Origin of the sequence: Kitasatospora sp. NPDC059646, assembly GCF_042734615.1 — a bacterium.
In the GTDB taxonomy this organism is placed as follows: Bacteria; Actinomycetota; Actinomycetes; order Streptomycetales; family Streptomycetaceae; genus Kitasatospora.
In genome coordinates, this window is sequence record NZ_JBHWDS010000008.1 from 27,073 (window position 1) to 42,583 (window position 15,511).

A 15,511-nucleotide genomic window follows, 5' to 3' on the forward strand; every position below is an offset into this window, starting at 1 on the left:
CCGGGGGGGGGCGCTCCCCCGCCCCACCCCCCCCCCTCCACGGGCGCTCTCTTTCTCTCGCCCTCCGCCCCCCCCTCGCCCGGGGGGCGGCGGGCGCCCCCCGGGCGTCCCCCCCCCCCCCCCCGCCCCCGCGTGGCCACCCCCCGGGCGGGCGCCGCCGTGCTGCCGCGGAACGCCTGGGGCGCCGCTCCGCTGTCCGAGGCGTAAGACGACCGGTCCCGGGCCGCCGCCGGGAGGGCAGGATCGGGGGCGGTCCCGTTGTCGTCCGGTTGGAGTGGCTCCGTGAGTGTCGTCGAGGTTCCCGGTTCGAAGTCGGTCACCGCGCGAGCGCTGTTCCTGGCGGCGGCCGCGGAGGGGGTGACGGAGCTGGTGCGGCCGTTGCGGTCGGACGACACCGAGGGGTTCGCCGAGGGACTGCTCGCGCTGGGGTACCCGGTGGAGCGCGGCGACGGCGAGTGGCGGATCGGCGGACGGCCGCAGGGCCCCGGGACGGACGGCGCGCGGGTGTACTGCCGGGACGGGGCGACCACGGCGCGGTTCCTGCCGGCGCTGGCCGCGGCCGGGCGGGGGACGTTCCACTTCGACGCGTCGGCGCAGATGCGGCGGCGCCCGCTCGGCCCGCTGACCACGGCCCTGCGGGAGCTGGGCGTCGAGGTGGAGTGCCACGGCGAGGAGGGCCACCACCCGCTGACCGTGCGGACGGACGGCGTGAAGGGCGGCGAGGTGACGCTCGACGCCGGGCTGTCCTCGCAGTACCTGACGGCGCTGCTGCTGCTCGGTCCGCTGACCGGGACCGGGCTGCGGATCAGGGTGACCGACCTGGTCTCCGCGCCGTACGTCGGGATCACGCTCGCGATGATGCGCAGCTTCGGCGTCGAGGTCGAGCGGGACGGCGACGTGTTCGTCGTGCCGGCCGGCGGCTACACGGCGACCAGGTACGCGGTCGAGCCGGACGCGTCGACGGCGTCGTACTTCTTCGCGGCGGCCGCGGTGACGGGGCGCCGGGTGACCGTCCCCGGGCTCGGGCGGAACGCGCTGCAGGGCGACCTGCGGTTCGTCGAGGTGCTGGCGGAGCTCGGCGCGGAGGTGGAGGTGGCGGCCGACGCCACCACGGTGACCGGCCGGAGGCTGACCGGAGGGACCGTCAACATGCGGGACATCTCCGACACCATGCCGACCCTCGCCGCGATCGCGCCGTTCGCCGAGGGCCCGGTGCGGATCGAGGACGTGTACAACACCCGGGTCAAGGAGTGCGACCGGCTGGACGCCTGCGCGGAGAACCTGCGGCGCCTGGGGGTCGACGTGCGGACGGGGCGGGACTGGATCGAGATCCGGCCCGGGGCGCCGAAGGCGGCGGAGATCGCCACCCACGGCGACCACCGGATCGTCATGTCGTTCGCCGTCACCGGCCTGCGCACGCCCGGGATCGCCTTCGACGACCCCGGGTGCGTGCGCAAGACCTTCCCGGGGTTCCACGAGGAGTTCGCGGACTGGGCCCGGCAGTAGGGGAGCGGTCAGTCCTTCACGGCGCCGCCGAGCCCGGACACCATGTGGCGCTGGACCAGGACGAAGAAGACCAGGACGGGGACGGTCATCAGGGTGGAGGCGGCCATGATGCCGCCCCAGTCGTTCTCGTCCGGCTTGAAGAACACCATCAGGGCGGCCGGGAGCGTCTGGTGGTCGGTGTCCAGGATCAGCGTCTTCGCGAACACGAAGTCGTTCCAGGCGGTGATGAAGGAGAACACGCTGGTCGCCGCGAGGCCGGGGGCGACCAGCGGGAACAGGATCCGCCACAGGACGGTGAAGCGGCTGGCGCCGTCGATCCGGGCCGCCTCCTCCAGCGACTCGGGCACGGCGGCGACGAAGCCGCGCAGCATCCACACCGCGAACGGCAGCGAGAACGCCAGGTTGACCAGCATCAGCGCGCCCAGCGAGGACAGCCCGAAGCCGGGGGCGACCGTGCCGATGTCGCGGACCAGGAAGAACAGCGGGATGGTCAGCGCCTCGACCGGGACCATCTGGGCGACCAGGAACATGATCAGGATCGTGGTCCGGAACCTGAACCTGAACCGGGACAGCGCGACCGCCGCCAGGAAGGCGATCGCGGCCGAGACCACCACCACGACCCCCGCCACCAGCAGGCTGTTCAGGAAGTACCGGCCGAAGCCGGAAACCCCCAGCGCGTTGCGGAAGTTCTCCAGCGTCGGGGCGAACGTCCACGGCCGCGGGTGCGCGGCGGTGATCTCGCCCTTCGGCTTCAGCGCGGAGAGCACCATCCAGTACAGCGGGAACACGGTCAGCAGGGCGAGCACGATCGCCACCGCGTTCGCGCCCTGCCTCAGGACGCGGCTGTCACGCTTCACAGTTCCTCCCCGGAGCGGCGCAGGCTGCGGATGTACACGGCGGTGACCGCCAGCAGGATCAGCGTCATCAGGACGCCGATCGCCGCGCCGAGGCTGTAGTTCTCCGCGACGAAGGCCTTCTGGTACGCGTACACGTTGAGGACCAGGTTCTGGCCGGCGATGCCGCCGCCCCCGGTCATCACGTAGATCTGGGTGAAGACCTTGAAGTCCCAGATGATCGACTGGATCACCACGATCACCAGCAGCGGCCGCAGCATCGGCAGCATGATCCTGCGGAAGACCGTCGCGGTGCCGGCGCCGTCCAGGCGGGCCGCCTCCAGGACGGAGTCCGGGATGGCCTGGATGCCCGCGTACAGGGTGATCATCACGAACGGGAAGCTGTGCCAGACCACGACCACCGCGACCATCGCGAACGCCGACCACTTGTCGTACATCCAGTTGTGGCCCTGGGTGCCGAGGATCTCGTTGACCAGGCCCGAGTTGGTGTCCAGCAGGAACATCCAGACGGTGGAGCCGGTCATCGCGGGCGCCGCCCAGGCGCCCAGCGCGCCGAACATCAGCAGCAGCCGCGGCCACTTGCCGACCCGGGTCAGCAGCACCGCGCACACCGCGCCCACCACCAGGGTGGCCACGACGCAGAACGCGGCGAACGCCAGGGTCTGGCCGAGCACCGACCAGAACTGCGCGTCGCCCAGCACGTCGGTGTAGTTCGACAGTCCGACGAACTCGGTCGGCACCCCGCCGGAGGCCTGCGGCTGACCGAACTTCAGCACCGACAGCAGGCCCAGCTGGTACAGCGGGTAGCCGAACAGCGGGATCAGCACCAGCGCGGCCGGCAGCAGCAGCCACAGCGGGACGGGGATCCGGGCGAGCGGCCCGGATCGGCGGCGGCCCTTCGCGGGCGCGCCGCCCGCCGGGCGGACCGGGGAGGAGTCCCCGCGGTCCGCCGGGGCGGTGACGGTCGTGGCAGGCATCGACGACTTCCGCTTCTCGTTGACAGGTTGACGGCTACTTGGCGCTGAACGAGGAGTTCATCGCGGCCGCCGCCTCCTTGGTCGCGGCAGCCACGTCGGCCTTGCCGGTGATGACCTTCTGCAGCATCGTCGGCACCACGGCCTGGGCGTCGATCTTCGCCCACGCGGCGTCCTTCGGGACGAACTTGGTGCCCGCCGCGATGGTGTCGGTGAACGGCTTCAGCCACGGCTGCTTCTGCACCACCTCGGCCCGCGCGGAGGACAGCGTCGGCAGGTTGCCCATCGCGTCGAACAGCGCCAACTGGTTCTTCTTGGAAGCGAGTTCCTTGATGAAGTCGACCGCCAGGCTGCGGTGCTGGGTGGACTTCATGACGCCCAGGTCGTTGCCGCCGGAGAACGCCGGCGCGATCCGGCCCGCCGAGGCGCCCGGCAGCGGCACGATCGCGTACTTGTCCTTCGCGGCGCCCGCCTCCACCGCGCTGCGCGAGGAGTTCGGCAGGATCGCCATGCCGGCCTTGCCCGCCGCGAACGACTCCACCGTCTTGCCGCCGGTCAGGTCCGCGCACTGCTGCGCCGGGCAGATCGCGTCCGAGAACAGGTCGGTGTACGCCTTCACGCCGGCCTGCGCCTGCGCCGAGTCGATCGCCGCGGTGTACGCCGTCCCGTTCTGCGCCGCCAGCTCCCCGCCGTTGGCCCAGACGAACGGCAGCGCGCCGAAGGTGTACTTGCCGCCCACCGCGATGCCCAGCATGTCGCCGTGCGCCGAACGGACCTTCTCCGCCGCCGTCTTCAGCTCCGCGTAGCTGGTCGGCGCCGACAGGCCCAGCTCGGCGAACACGTCGGTGCGGTAGTACAGCGCGCGCACGCCCAGCCACCACGGCAGGCCGTACGTCTTGCCGTCCACCACCGCGGTGTCCTTCAGGTCCTGCGGCAGGTCCTTGCCCTCCTCCCAGTTCGCCAGGTCGGAGGTGATGTCGGCGAGGCCGCCCGAGGCGGTGTAGCCGAACAGGTCGGTGTTGCCGAACTCCACCACGTCCGGCGCGGAGGACGGGTCGTTGAACGCGCCCTTCATCTTCTCCGCGCGCGGTCCGGCGTCCGTCGGGATGTACGACACCTGCACGTCCACACCCGCGTGCTTGGCCTTGAAGTCGGCGACGGCCTGCGCCACCACCTGCTCCTTCGGCGCCCGGTTCGCCTCGTCGTACAGCCACACCTTCACGGTGCCGGTCTGCTTGTCCTCCGACGAGGCGGTCTTGGCGGTGCCCGGCGCACAGGCCGTCGCCACGGTGCCGGCCAGCACGGCAAGGGCGGCACCACGGGCCAGCTTCTTCATGCTCAACTCATCTCCTCGCCGAAAAGCGGGACACGCCTGCACGAACCGGAGGAAACCGGGACATGCAGTGGGGGATCGGTGTGAGCGGGACGTTAGAAAGCCGCCGGGCACGCCGACAAGAGCAGAACGCGAAAGTTGTGCACTGCAAAACGATGTGCTGCGGAACTGGCACGACGCCCGGACTCGCCGTAGCGTCACACCCCATGACCAGCACCGCCGCGTCCACCGACGGCCGGCCCGCCGAACGGCCGGAACGCAACCAGTCCGCGTCGCTGCGCCGCGCCCTGGCCGTGCTCGAACACGTCCGCGACCACGCCGCGGCCGGCCCCGACCTCAGCCTCACCGCGCTGGCCGAGGGCCTCGGCATGTCGAAGTCCACCGTGCTGCGGCTCGCCGCGCCCCTGGTCGACGCCCAACTGCTCGCCCGCGACCGCGACACCGGCCACTACCGGCTCGGCCCCGGCGCCCTCCGGCTCGGCCAGGCCTACCTGGCCACCCTCGACCTGCGCACCGCCGCGTCCGAGGAGGCCCACCAGCTGATGCGCGAGGTCGGCGGCACCGTCCACCTGTGCGTTCCCGACGCCCCGTACGTGGTCTACGTCGACAAGGTGGAGAACGAGACCGCCGTCCGGATGGCCTCCCGGATCGGCAGCCGCGCCCCGATGTACTGCACCGCCGTCGGAAAGGCGATGCTCGCCTGGATGCCCGAGGAGGCCTTCGCCACCGTGGTCGCCCACGGCCTCCCCGCCATCACCCCGCGCACCCTCACCTCGGCCGAGGCGCTGGGCGCCGAACTCACCCGGATCCGCTCCCGCGGCTACGCCGTCGACGACCGCGAGAACGAACCCGAGGTCCGCTGCATCGCCGCGCCCGTCTTCGACCACAACAACACGGTGATCGGCGCGATCTCCACCAGCGCCCTCACCTCCCGCATCACCGCCGCCCGGGCCCGCGAACTGGGCCCGGTGGTGGCCGCCACCGCCGCCCGGGTCTCGCGCACCATGGGCTCGACGCGCTGACGGCCCGTCAGGCCTCCTGGGCCGCCGCCGGGGTGCGGCGGAGCCTGGTGCCGAGGCGGTCCAGGCCGACGACCAGGGCGGCCAGGACGACGAACTCCACGGTGAGCTGCACCATCTGCAGGCCGACCCAGCCGTAGCCCTTCTCGGTGGGGTCGAGGAAGAAGTACGGGTAGCGGAGCGGGAAGTCCGGGAACGCGATGGCGCGGGCCTCGGTCAGGAAGGCGTAGCCGAGCGGGTAGGACAGCCACAGCGGCAGGTCGCGCCAGCGGGACGCGTTGCGGGGGGCGAGCAGCAGCCAGTCGGCGAGCACCATCAGCGGGGTGGTGTAGTGCAGGAAGAAGCTCGACCAGTGCTGGAGCCGGTCCGGGCCGGAGAACAGGCCGGGCAGCGGGTTCGTGCCGTGGTTGAGCAGCACGTGCGCGACGATGCCGGTGATGGTGATGTACAGGACGGCGGCGCCGCGCAGCCGCGGCGCGGGGCCGTCGAGCGTGCCGCGCCGGACCATCCAGTAGACCGCGCCGAGGAAGTAGCCGAGCACGAGCACGTTGCTCTGGAGCGTGAAGTACACCAGCGAGCTGTTGCTCAGGAAGATCCCCAGGAACGCGGACAGGGCGATGGCGCAGCGCCACCAGAGCGCGGGGCGGGTCCAGACGGTCATGCGGTCACCGGTGTTCGTCTCGCTGGTGCCCCCCGTGGGCACGACTGGTCGCCGCACTCTACCTGCCGGTTCGACCGTCGGAAAAGATCACCGCCCGGCGGACGGGCGCGCCCCGCGCCGGAGTTCGGCGCGGGGCGGACGGCGTCGGACGACGCTCAGAGCGGGATGTGCGACGGGTTGTGGGTGTGGCTCTCGATGCCCGTATTGGCGCGTCCGACGAGCTGGTGGGCGAGGTCGTGGCAGGCGCGGGCCGCGGCCAGCTCCTCGCCGATGGCGGTGTCGGCCTCGTCCGACGGGTTGCGCCGGGCCGTGCCGGTGCCCTGGGCTCCGGGCGCGCTGAAGCCGCTGAGCGAGGCGGTGCAGGTGGTGCGGGACTCGTCCTCTTCGAAGGTCAGGTCGACGATCCAGTGGTTCTGCATGGCGTGTCACCTTCCCGTCGCACCGGCGACGGGCGGCCGGTGCGCTGTCCTCCCAGCGTCCGCCCGCCCCCGGCCGGGGGCAAGGGGCGACGGCCGGGGCGCGGCCGTCGCGCGGCCGCGGCGGTCAGGAGAAGTGCAGCTCGGGGTCGGTGACCTGCCCGGCGCCGAGCGTCCGGCTGTCGTCGCGGTAGCTGGTCGAAGTCAGCCACGGCCCCCGGTCGCCCTGCCGGGGCAGCCCGTCGACGGCGCGCCGGATGTAACCCGCCGCGAAGTCCAGGAGCGGCCGGGTGGGCATTTCCGGGTCGGCGACCTCCGGGCGGCAGATCCGGTGCCCGTGCCGCTCCATGTGGGCCAGCAGGCGGCAGAAGTGCTCGCACAGCAGGCCCACCTTCAGCGTCCACGAGGCGTTGGTGTAGCCGATCGCGAACGCGAAGTTGGGCACGCCGGAGAGCATCATGCCCTTGAACGCGACGGTGTCGGCCGGCCGCACCGGCTCGCCGTCCACGCTCACCGGGATCCCGCCGAACGCCTGCACGTTCAGGCCGGTCGCGGTGACCACCACGTCCGCCGCCAGCTCCCGCCCGGACTCCAGCAGCACCCCGCGCTCGGTGAAGGTGCGGATCCGGTCGGTCACCACGGCCGCCCGGCCGCCGCGGATCGCCTTGAACAGGTCCCCGTCGGGGACGGCGCACAGCCGCTGGTCCCACGGGTCGTACGGCGGGCGGAAGTGCTCGTCCACCGGGTAGCCCTTGGGCAGTTGGCGGGTGTTCACCCAGCGGATGATCCGCCGGGCCGCCTTCGGGTGCCGGCGGCAGAACGACCACACCGCGTACTGCTGGGCGATGTTCTTGCGCCGGGCCAGCGCGTAGCCGCGCTCGTCGCCGAACAGCCGGCGCAGCAGGTTCGCGACCGGGTCGCGGCGCGGCACCGGCATGACGTACGTCGGCGTCCGCTGGAGCATCGTCACCTGCCGGGCGGTGCCGGCCAGCGCGGGCACCAGGGTGACCGCGGTCGCGCCGCTGCCGATCACCAGGACGCGCTTGCCCGCGTGGTCGAGGTCCTCCGGCCAGTGCTGCGGGTGGACGACCGTGCCGGTGTAGCGCTCCAGCCCCTCGAACTCCGGGGTGAAGCCCCGGTCGTAGCGGTAGTAGCCCGTCGCGCAGAACAGCCAGTCGCAGGTCAGCGTCGACTCCTCGCCGGTGTCCGTCCGCTCGACCCGGACCGTCCAGCGGGCCGCGGCCGTCGACCAGGACGCGTCCAGCACCCGGTGGCGGTAGCGGATCCGGTCCTGCAGGCCGTTCTCCCGGACGGTCTCGCGCAGGTACGACAGGATCTGCGGGGCGTCCGCGATCGACTCCTTCTCGCGCCACGGCTTGAACGCGTAGCCGAAGGTGTGCAGGTCCGAGTCCGAGCGGATGCCCGGGTAGCGGAACAGGTCCCAGGTGCCGCCCAGATCGGCCCGGGCCTCCAGGATCGCGAAGCTCCGGCCCGGCAGTTCGGTCGACAGGTAGCGGCCCGCGCCGATCCCGGAGATCCCGGCGCCGACGATCAGCACGTCCAGGTGCTCGACGGGCGACCCGGACCGGTCGTGGCGCGGTGCGGCAGCGGTGGACATGGCGACTCCCTGGCCGGGGGGCGGACGAGACCCCCACATCGTCGGCAAAGCGTACGGCAGTTGACCAGGGGCAGAGTGCACTGTCCTGACTCTTCCCCGGTGCAGCCTGCACCAGTACGGTGGCGGGCATGCCGCCGCCCCCGCCGCCCCGGATCCTCGAACTGATCCGCCGCGGCGCCGAGATCGCCCTCGCCCCGCAGCCCGAATGGCTCGCCGAACTCGACGCCGCGACCCTCGCCGGCGAGACCAGGCGGCCGATCGCCGACGACCCCGTCCTCTCGGCCGGCCTGCGCCGCGTCAACCGGGCCAACCTGCTGCGCTGGGCCGCCGCCAACGCCACCGCCCCCGGCGCGCCCGTGCCCGCCCCCGAGGGCGAGGAGCAGCGGCTGATGGCCCGCGACATCGTCCGCCGCGGCCTGGACGAACCCGCCCTCGACTCCTACCGGGCCGGCGAGGCCGTCGCCGTCCGGCTCTGGACCCGGATCGCCTGCTCGCTCACCGCCGACCCCGAGGACCTCCGGGAACTCCTGGACGTGTCGCTGCGCTCCATCTCCGCGTTCGTGGACGGCTGCGTCGCCGCGATGTCCGCCGAACTCCGCGCCGAACGCGCCGCACTCACCGGCTCCAACCACGCGGACCGGATGCAGGCCGTGGCCCTGCTGCTCGACGGCGCCCCGATCGCCCGGGCCCGGGCGGAGGCCCGACTCGGCTACCCCCTCGCCGGCCGCCACACCGCGGCCGTCCTGTGGATCGACGACCTCGACTCCGACCTCGCCCAACTCGACCGGGCCGCCGACCTGCTGGCGTCCGCGGCCGGCCGGCCGCCGATCCTCGACGTCACCGCGAGCGCGGCGACCCGGTGGCTCTGGGCGACCGCCCGCCCCGACCCCTCCGCCCTGCGGGCCGGGCTCGACCGGCTGCCCGCCGTCCGCATCGCCCTCGGCCCGACCGCCACCGGCGTCAACGGCTTCCGCCGCAGCCACCTCGACGCCCTCACCACCCAGCGCATGCTCGCCCGCCTGGCCTCCGTCCAGCGCCTCGCCTCCCACCAGGACGTCGAACTCGTCGCCCTCCTCACCCAGGACCTCGAAGGCGCCGACCGCTTCGTCCGCCGCGTCCTCGGCCCCCTCGACGGCCCGCCCGCCGAGGCGGTCCGCGCCTACCTCGCCGAGCAGTGCAACGCGACCCGCGCGGCGGCCCGCCTCTTCACCCACCGCAACACCCTCCTGCGCCGCCTCGCCCAGGCCGACGCGGTGCTGCCGCGCCCCCTCGCCGAGAACCCGCTCGAAGTAGCCGCCGCCCTCGAACTCCGCCACTGGCGCGGCCGGGACTGAGCTGCCCGGCCGTGCTACGCGGGGCGTGGGAGGGCCGCCGCCGCACGGGCCCGCGCGGTGTGCCGGGCGCCGATCCGCTTCGCCTTGCGGCGGACCCGCTCGCCGAAGGCGCCCGGGTCCGGATGCCCGACCAGGGCCGCGGCCCGGGACCAGGTCGTCCTCGGGTCCGCCGCCCAGGCCAGCGCGACCTCGGCCTCCTGCCGGGTCAGCCCTCGAAGGACCGCGGCGAGACGGGAGTCCGTCAGCTCCCGGGCGAGGACCTCCTCCTCCGGGCCGCAGCGGTCGGCGAGCAGGTCCCCGACGAGCATGTCCCTGCCGATGGGCCGGCTGAGCAGCACGGACCGGCGCCCCCGGCACCGCCGCTCCCAGAGCGGCCGCAGGTGTCGATGCTCGACCGCGGCATGACGGTGCAGCAGCTTCAGCAGGCCGGCGTCGTCGAGGGATCCCCGACCGAGGTGGTGGACCCAGTCACCGAGCAGCGCGTTCTCCACCGCCTCGCGCCACCGCGCGGGATCGGACAGGCCGAGCCAGTCACGGCTGAACGCGTCCACGCCCGCGGCGTCGCCCTCGATCGCCGCGTTGCGGGCGGCCAGCACGGCCGCGAAGGCCCTGCGATCGACCACGGGGCGCCGGTCGAAGTCGTCGAACGACAGGGCGACGGCGAGGAAGATCTGCCCGATGACGCCCCGCGCCGCGGCGAGATCGTGCGTCGCGCGACAGCGCAGGAGTCCCCTGAGGACCACCTCCGCGAAGGCGGCGACATCACTCACCACGACGGGGTCGGGCGCGCCGACGACGGTCAGGATCCCCGGCTGCTTCGGCCGGACCGGGCTCCGGCTTCCGCACCGAGGGGCCCGGGAAGCCCAACCCCGCACCGCGGCCGACCCGATCAGGAGGCCGGGGCACCTCCGTCCTGCTTCTGTCGGGACAGTGCGCACCGTTGCGGCAGCTGCAATCACGATCTTTCCTCACGTCCGGCGGGAAGGCCCTTTCCCTCGGGCCCCGGAACGGCCCGAACCGGCAAACAATCCCGAGGAACCCGAGGCGGCGTGCGCCACCCGCCCCGCACGGCCGGCCGGTGAGCCTCCTGCCGGCTCCGGCTCCGGCTCCGGCTCCGGCTGCGGTGGCGGTGGCGGTGGCGAGGCGGGCGACGAACCCGGGAAGGGCGGTGCGCAGGACCTCCGTCACCGGACCGCTCCGGTGGTGTCGACGGTGGTCGCTGCGGCGGGCCTGTCCGGGGCGACGGCGGGGCGGGGCGGCGGGTTCGGGTGGATGGTCGACCTCCTCGGTGCGTTCCGGGCTCCCTGTCTTCCGGGCGCGCCGCGGCGGCCGATCGGCAGAAGACCCGGCACGCCCCCGGGCGGTCGGCCCCTCAGGGCGTGCGGTAGCCGCGGAAGGTGACGTCGGCGTGGTGGGTGAAGCCGAGGCGCTCGTAGAGGGCGATGGCGGGGGCGTTGGCGGCGGCGGTGTGGAGGAAGGGCCGGTCGTGGCGGGCGGTGATGTGCTGGACGAGGGTGGTGACCAGGGTGGCGGCGTGGCCGCGGCCGCGGGCCTCGGGGGCGGTGCAGACGGCGCTGATCTCGGTCCAGCCCGGCGGCCTGAGCCGTTCGCCGGCCATCGCGACGAGCGCCCCGTTCTCGCGGACGCCGAGGTAGGTGCCGAGTTCGCGGGTGCGGGGGCGGAACGGGCCGGGCCGGGTGCGCTCGACCAGGTCGAGCATCTCGGGGACGTCCGCGGGGCCGAGTTCGACGACCTCGGCGGCGCTGCGCGGCAGCGCGGGGGTGCGGCCGGTGTGGACGAACTGGTGGCCGTCGAGGGCGAATTCGGGCTGCCAGTGGGCGGGCGGCAGGGCGGGGCAGTTGAACAGGTCGGCGAAGGCGTCGACGCCGAGGAGTTCGACCAGGTCGTCCCAGGCGCCCGGCTCGGGGTGGGCGGTGACGGTGGAGAAGCTCGCGACCTCGGCCAGGTAGCTCGCGGCGCGGCCGTGCCGGCGGGCGAGGTGGGCGTGCGGGCCGTGCAGGGAGGCGGCGACGGGGTCGTGGAGGACGGCGGTGTCGCGGTCGGGCACGGCGGGTTCCCTCCGGTCGGTCGGGGCGCGCTCCCATGATCGGGCACCGGGGCCGCGGACCGGGCGGCGGGCTCTTGTTACCGGCGAGTCGCATCCCTATCATCGCCACTGTGACAGCTTCACTGTCAAACCTGGGAGGCGGTCGCCGATGACCCCCGCAACACCCCCCGACCGGGCCGCCGGGCCGCTCGCGGGCGTGCGCGTCCTGGAACTGGCGGGCATCGGGCCCGGCCCGTTCGCCGCGATGCTGCTCGCCGACCTGGGGGCCGACGTGGTGCGGGTGGACCGCCCCGGCGGGCAGGTGCTCGGGCCGGCCCCGGAGCAGGACCTGACCAACCGCAACAAGCGCTCGGTCGTCGTCGACCTGAAGGCCCCGGAGGGCCCCGGCCTGGTGCTCGACCTGGCGGCCCGCGCCGACCTGCTGATCGAGGGCTACCGGCCGGGCGTCGCCGAGCGGCTGGGCGTCGGCCCGGAGCAGTGCCTGGCCCGCAACCCGGCGCTGGTGTACGGCCGGATGACCGGCTGGGGCCAGACCGGCCCGCTGGCCGACCGCGCGGGCCACGACATCACCTACCTCGCCACCTCCGGCGTCCTCGGCCTGATCGGCGACCCGGACGGCCCCCCGGGGATCCCGGCCAACCTGCTCGGCGACTACGCGGGCGGCTCGCTGTACCTGGTGGTCGGCCTGCTGGCCGCCCTGCACCACGCCCGGGCGACCGGCGCCGGGCAGGTCGTCGACGCCGCGATCGTGGACGGGGCCGCGCACCTGTCGACCATGCTGTGGGGCCTGCTGGGAGCGGGCCTGTGGCAGGACCGACGGGGCGTCAACCTGCTGGACGGCGGCGCGCCCTGGTACGGCACGTTCGCCACCGCCGACGGCGAGTGGATGGCCGTCGGCCCGCTGGAGCCGCAGTTCTACGCCGAGTTCGCCCGCCTGCTGGAGCTGGGCGACGACGCCCCCGCCCAGTACGACCCGGCCCGCTGGCCCGAGCTGCGCGAGCGGATCGCCCAGCGCTTCGCCACCCGCACGCAGGCCGAGTGGACGGACCGCTTCGAGGCCCACGACGCCTGCGTGGCACCGGTGCTGACGATGCGTCAGGCCGCCGCGCACCCGCACCTGGCGGCCCGCGGCAGCTACACCGAGCAGCACGGCACCCTGCAGCCCGGCGTCGCGCCGCGGTTCTCCGCGACGCCGGCGGCGCTGCGCACCGCACCCGCCCGGCCCGGCGAGCACACCGCAGAGGTGGCCCGGGACTGGGCCGTTCCGTCACTCGACCCGCAAGCCTCCTGAAGGGGACAGCCCGTGCAGCGCGAGCTCTACACCGAGGAACACGAGGACTTCCGGGAGACCGTTCGGGCCTTCCTCGCCAAGGAGGTCGTCCCGCACCACGCCCGCTGGGAGCAGCAGGGCATCGTCGACCGCCGCTCCGCCTGGCTGGCCGCCGGGAAGGCCGGGCTGCTCGGCATCGCCGTGGACGAGCGGTACGGCGGCGGGGGCAGCCCGGACTTCCGGTTCGCCGCGGTGCTGGCCGAGGAGTTCACCCGGGTCGGCGCCAGCGGCCTGGCGATCGGCCTGCACAACGACATCATCGGCCCGTACCTGACGGGGCTGGCGAACGAGGAGCAGAAGCAGCGCTGGCTGCCCGGGTTCTGCTCCGGCGAGCTGATCGGCGCGATCGCGATGACCGAGCCCGACACCGGCTCCGACCTGCAGGCGATCCGCACCACCGCGGTGGACGCGGGCGACCACTACGTGCTGAACGGCGCGAAGACGTTCATCTCCAACGGCATCCTGGCCGACCTGGTCGTGGTGGTGGCGAAGACCACCGCGGAGGGCGGCGCGCACGGGCTGAGCCTGCTGGTGGTGGAGCGCGGCACGCCGGGCTTCGAGCGCGGCCGCAACCTCGACAAGATCGGCCAGAAGGCCCAGGACACCGCCGAGTTGTTCTTCCAGGACGTGCGGGTGCCGAAGGCGAACCTGCTCGGCGAGGAGAACCAGGGCTTCCTGTACCTGATGCGCAACCTCGCGCAGGAGCGGCTGGCCATCGCGGTCGCGGCGATCGCCGGCGCGGAGTTCGTGCTGGCGGAGACCACGGCGTACGTGAAGCAGCGCACGGCGTTCGGCCGTCCGCTTGCCAAGCTCCAGCACGTGCGCTTCGAGATCGCCGAACTCGCCACCGAGTGCGCCGTCACCCGGACCTTCGTGGACCGTTGCGTGCTGGAGCACAACCGGTACAACCTGACGCCGGTGGACGCCTCCATGGCCAAGTGGTGGGCCACCGAACTGCAGAAGCGCGCCGCCGACCGCTGCCTGCAACTGCACGGCGGCTCCGGCTACATGAGCGACAGCGCGGTCGCCCGGGCGTTCACCGACGGGCGCGTCCAGACCATCTACGGCGGCACCACCGAGATCATGAAAGAGATCATCGGCCGCTCCCTGCTCGGCTGACCGGAACCCCCGGGCCGACCGACACGTCTGAAAGGCACTCACACCGTGACCACCGAAGCGTACGTCTACGACGCGATCCGCACCCCGCGCGGACGCGGAAAGCAGACCGGCTCCCTGCACGGCACCAAGCCGATCGACCTGGTGGTCGGCCTGATCCACGAACTCCGCCGCCGTTTCCCGACCCTGGACCCGGCCGCGATCGACGACATCGTGCTCGGCGTGGTCAGCCCGATCGGCGACCAGGGCTCCGACATCGCCCGGGTCGCGGCGATCGCCGCCGGCCTGCCCGACACCGTCGCCGGCGTGCAGGAGAACCGCTTCTGCGCCTCCGGCCTGGAGGCCGTCAACCTGGCCGCGGCGAAGGTCCGTTCGGGTTGGGAGGACCTGATCCTGGCCGGCGGCGTCGAGTCGATGTCCCGGGTGCGGATGGGCTCCGACGGCGGCGCCTGGTTCGCCGACCCGATGACCGCGTACGAGACCGGGTTCGTCCCGCAGGGCATCGGCGCCGACCTGATCGCCACCATCGAGGGCCTGTCCCGCACCGACGTGGACGCGTTCGCCGCCGAGTCGCAGGCCCGCGCCGCGAAGGCGCAGGCCGACGGCCTGTTCGACCGCTCGGTGGTGCCGGTGCTCGACCGCAACGGCCTGGTGGTGCTCGGCCGCGACGAGTTCATCCGCCCCGGCACCAGCGTCGAGTCGCTGGCCGGCCTCAAGCCGTCCTTCGCCGACATCGGCGAGCTCGGCGGCTTCGACGCCGTCGCGCTGCAGAAGTACCACTGGGTGGAGTCCATCGACCACGTCCACCACGCCGGCAACTCCTCCGGCATCGTGGACGGCGCGGCGCTGGTCGCGATCGGCTCGAAGGAGGTCGGCGAGCGCCACGGCCTCACCCCGCGGGCCCGGATCGTCTCCGCCGCGGTCTCCGGCTCCGAACCGACCATCATGCTCACCGGCCCGGCCCCCGCCACCCGCAAGGCGCTCGCCAAGGCCGGCCTGACCGCCGCCGACATCGACCTGGTCGAGATCAACGAGGCGTTCGCCGCCGTCGCACTCCGCTTCATGCGCGAACTCGGCTTCCGCCACGACCAGGTGAACGTCAACGGCGGCGCCATCGCGCTCGGCCACCCGCTCGGCGCGACCGGCGCGATGCTGATCGGCACCCTGATCGACGAGCTGGAGCGGCGCGACCTGCGCTACGGCCTGGCCACCCTCTGCGTGGGCGGCGGCATGGGCATCGCCACCGTCATCGAGCGCATCTGACCACCCGTCAACCCACGCA

At 73.5% G+C, this 15,511-nt stretch carries 14 protein-coding genes; 6 read left to right on the forward strand and 8 right to left on the reverse strand.

Going from position 1 to position 15,511, the window contains the following annotated elements; all coding sequences use genetic code 11:
- Positions 1-282: 282 nt before the first annotated feature.
- Positions 283-1,506 carry a 3-phosphoshikimate 1-carboxyvinyltransferase gene (gene aroA / locus ACFV1L_RS07500; protein WP_380363781.1) on the forward strand — a complete coding sequence of 408 codons (1,224 nt, stop codon included), beginning with the start codon at positions 283-285 and terminating at the stop codon, positions 1,504-1,506.
- 8 nt (positions 1,507-1,514) lie between these two features.
- Here the strand turns inward: aroA and ACFV1L_RS07505 are convergent, their stop codons facing one another.
- Genes ACFV1L_RS07505 through ACFV1L_RS07515 form a run of 3 tightly spaced genes read right to left on the reverse strand, consistent with a single transcriptional unit; the run spans position 1,515 to position 4,670 of the window.
- A complete protein-coding gene (locus ACFV1L_RS07505; protein WP_380363783.1) occupies positions 1,515-2,363 on the reverse strand; it encodes a carbohydrate ABC transporter permease in 849 nt (282 codons plus the stop codon).
- The gene (locus ACFV1L_RS07510; RefSeq protein ID WP_380363785.1) at positions 2,360-3,337 is read right to left on the reverse strand and encodes a carbohydrate ABC transporter permease; all 978 of its coding nucleotides are present in this window, start codon (positions 3,335-3,337) and stop codon (positions 2,360-2,362) included. Before ACFV1L_RS07510 ends, ACFV1L_RS07505 begins: the two co-directional genes overlap by 4 nt.
- A gap of 34 nt (positions 3,338-3,371) precedes the next feature.
- Entirely contained in the window at positions 3,372-4,670 is a 1,299-nt protein-coding gene (locus tag ACFV1L_RS07515; protein ID WP_380364010.1) for an extracellular solute-binding protein, read from the reverse strand.
- 203 nt (positions 4,671-4,873) lie between these two features.
- On the opposite strand from ACFV1L_RS07515, the gene ACFV1L_RS07520 reads away from it, so the two are divergent.
- Positions 4,874-5,689: an IclR family transcriptional regulator gene (locus ACFV1L_RS07520; RefSeq protein WP_380363787.1), complete on the forward strand. Its 816-nt coding sequence runs from the start codon at positions 4,874-4,876 to the stop codon at positions 5,687-5,689.
- 7 nt (positions 5,690-5,696) lie between these two features.
- Here ACFV1L_RS07520 and ACFV1L_RS07525 read toward each other — a convergent pair whose 3' ends face one another.
- From ACFV1L_RS07525 to ACFV1L_RS07535, 3 genes are all read right to left on the reverse strand, one after another.
- Positions 5,697-6,347, reverse strand: a complete 651-nt coding sequence (locus tag ACFV1L_RS07525) for a Pr6Pr family membrane protein (protein WP_380363789.1) — start codon at positions 6,345-6,347, stop codon at positions 5,697-5,699.
- 155 nt (positions 6,348-6,502) lie between these two features.
- Entirely contained in the window at positions 6,503-6,766 is a 264-nt protein-coding gene (locus ACFV1L_RS07530; RefSeq protein WP_380363791.1) for a DUF1876 domain-containing protein, read from the reverse strand.
- Between the two features lie 124 nt (positions 6,767-6,890).
- On the reverse strand, positions 6,891-8,381 hold the full coding sequence (locus ACFV1L_RS07535) for a flavin-containing monooxygenase (protein ID WP_380363793.1): 1,491 nt from the start codon (positions 8,379-8,381) through the stop codon (positions 6,891-6,893).
- A gap of 128 nt (positions 8,382-8,509) precedes the next feature.
- On the opposite strand from ACFV1L_RS07535, the gene ACFV1L_RS07540 reads away from it, so the two are divergent.
- Positions 8,510-9,715, forward strand: coding sequence for a PucR family transcriptional regulator (locus ACFV1L_RS07540; protein ID WP_380363795.1), 1,206 nt, complete (start codon positions 8,510-8,512; stop codon positions 9,713-9,715).
- Between the two features lie 14 nt (positions 9,716-9,729).
- Here ACFV1L_RS07540 and ACFV1L_RS07545 read toward each other — a convergent pair whose 3' ends face one another.
- Together ACFV1L_RS07545 and ACFV1L_RS07550 are read right to left on the reverse strand one after the other, a co-directional pair.
- On the reverse strand, positions 9,730-10,485 hold the full coding sequence (locus ACFV1L_RS07545) for a hypothetical protein (RefSeq protein ID WP_380363796.1): 756 nt from the start codon (positions 10,483-10,485) through the stop codon (positions 9,730-9,732).
- A gap of 602 nt (positions 10,486-11,087) precedes the next feature.
- Positions 11,088-11,783, reverse strand: a complete 696-nt coding sequence (locus ACFV1L_RS07550; protein WP_380363797.1) for a GNAT family N-acetyltransferase — start codon at positions 11,781-11,783, stop codon at positions 11,088-11,090.
- A 148-nt stretch (positions 11,784-11,931) separates the two neighbouring features.
- Between ACFV1L_RS07550 and ACFV1L_RS07555 the strand changes: the two genes are divergently transcribed.
- From ACFV1L_RS07555 to ACFV1L_RS07565, 3 genes are read left to right on the forward strand one after another with little or no spacing between them, the layout of a single operon-like run.
- Positions 11,932-13,074 (forward strand): CaiB/BaiF CoA transferase family protein, encoded by a 1,143-nt coding sequence (locus ACFV1L_RS07555; protein ID WP_380363798.1) that lies wholly within the window; start codon positions 11,932-11,934, stop codon positions 13,072-13,074.
- Positions 13,075-13,086: 12 nt separating this feature from the next.
- Positions 13,087-14,232: an acyl-CoA dehydrogenase family protein gene (locus ACFV1L_RS07560; protein ID WP_380363800.1), complete on the forward strand. Its 1,146-nt coding sequence runs from the start codon at positions 13,087-13,089 to the stop codon at positions 14,230-14,232.
- A 45-nt stretch (positions 14,233-14,277) separates the two neighbouring features.
- A complete protein-coding gene (locus tag ACFV1L_RS07565; protein ID WP_380363801.1) occupies positions 14,278-15,492 on the forward strand; it encodes an acetyl-CoA C-acetyltransferase in 1,215 nt (404 codons plus the stop codon).
- Positions 15,493-15,511: the final 19 nt, after the last annotated feature.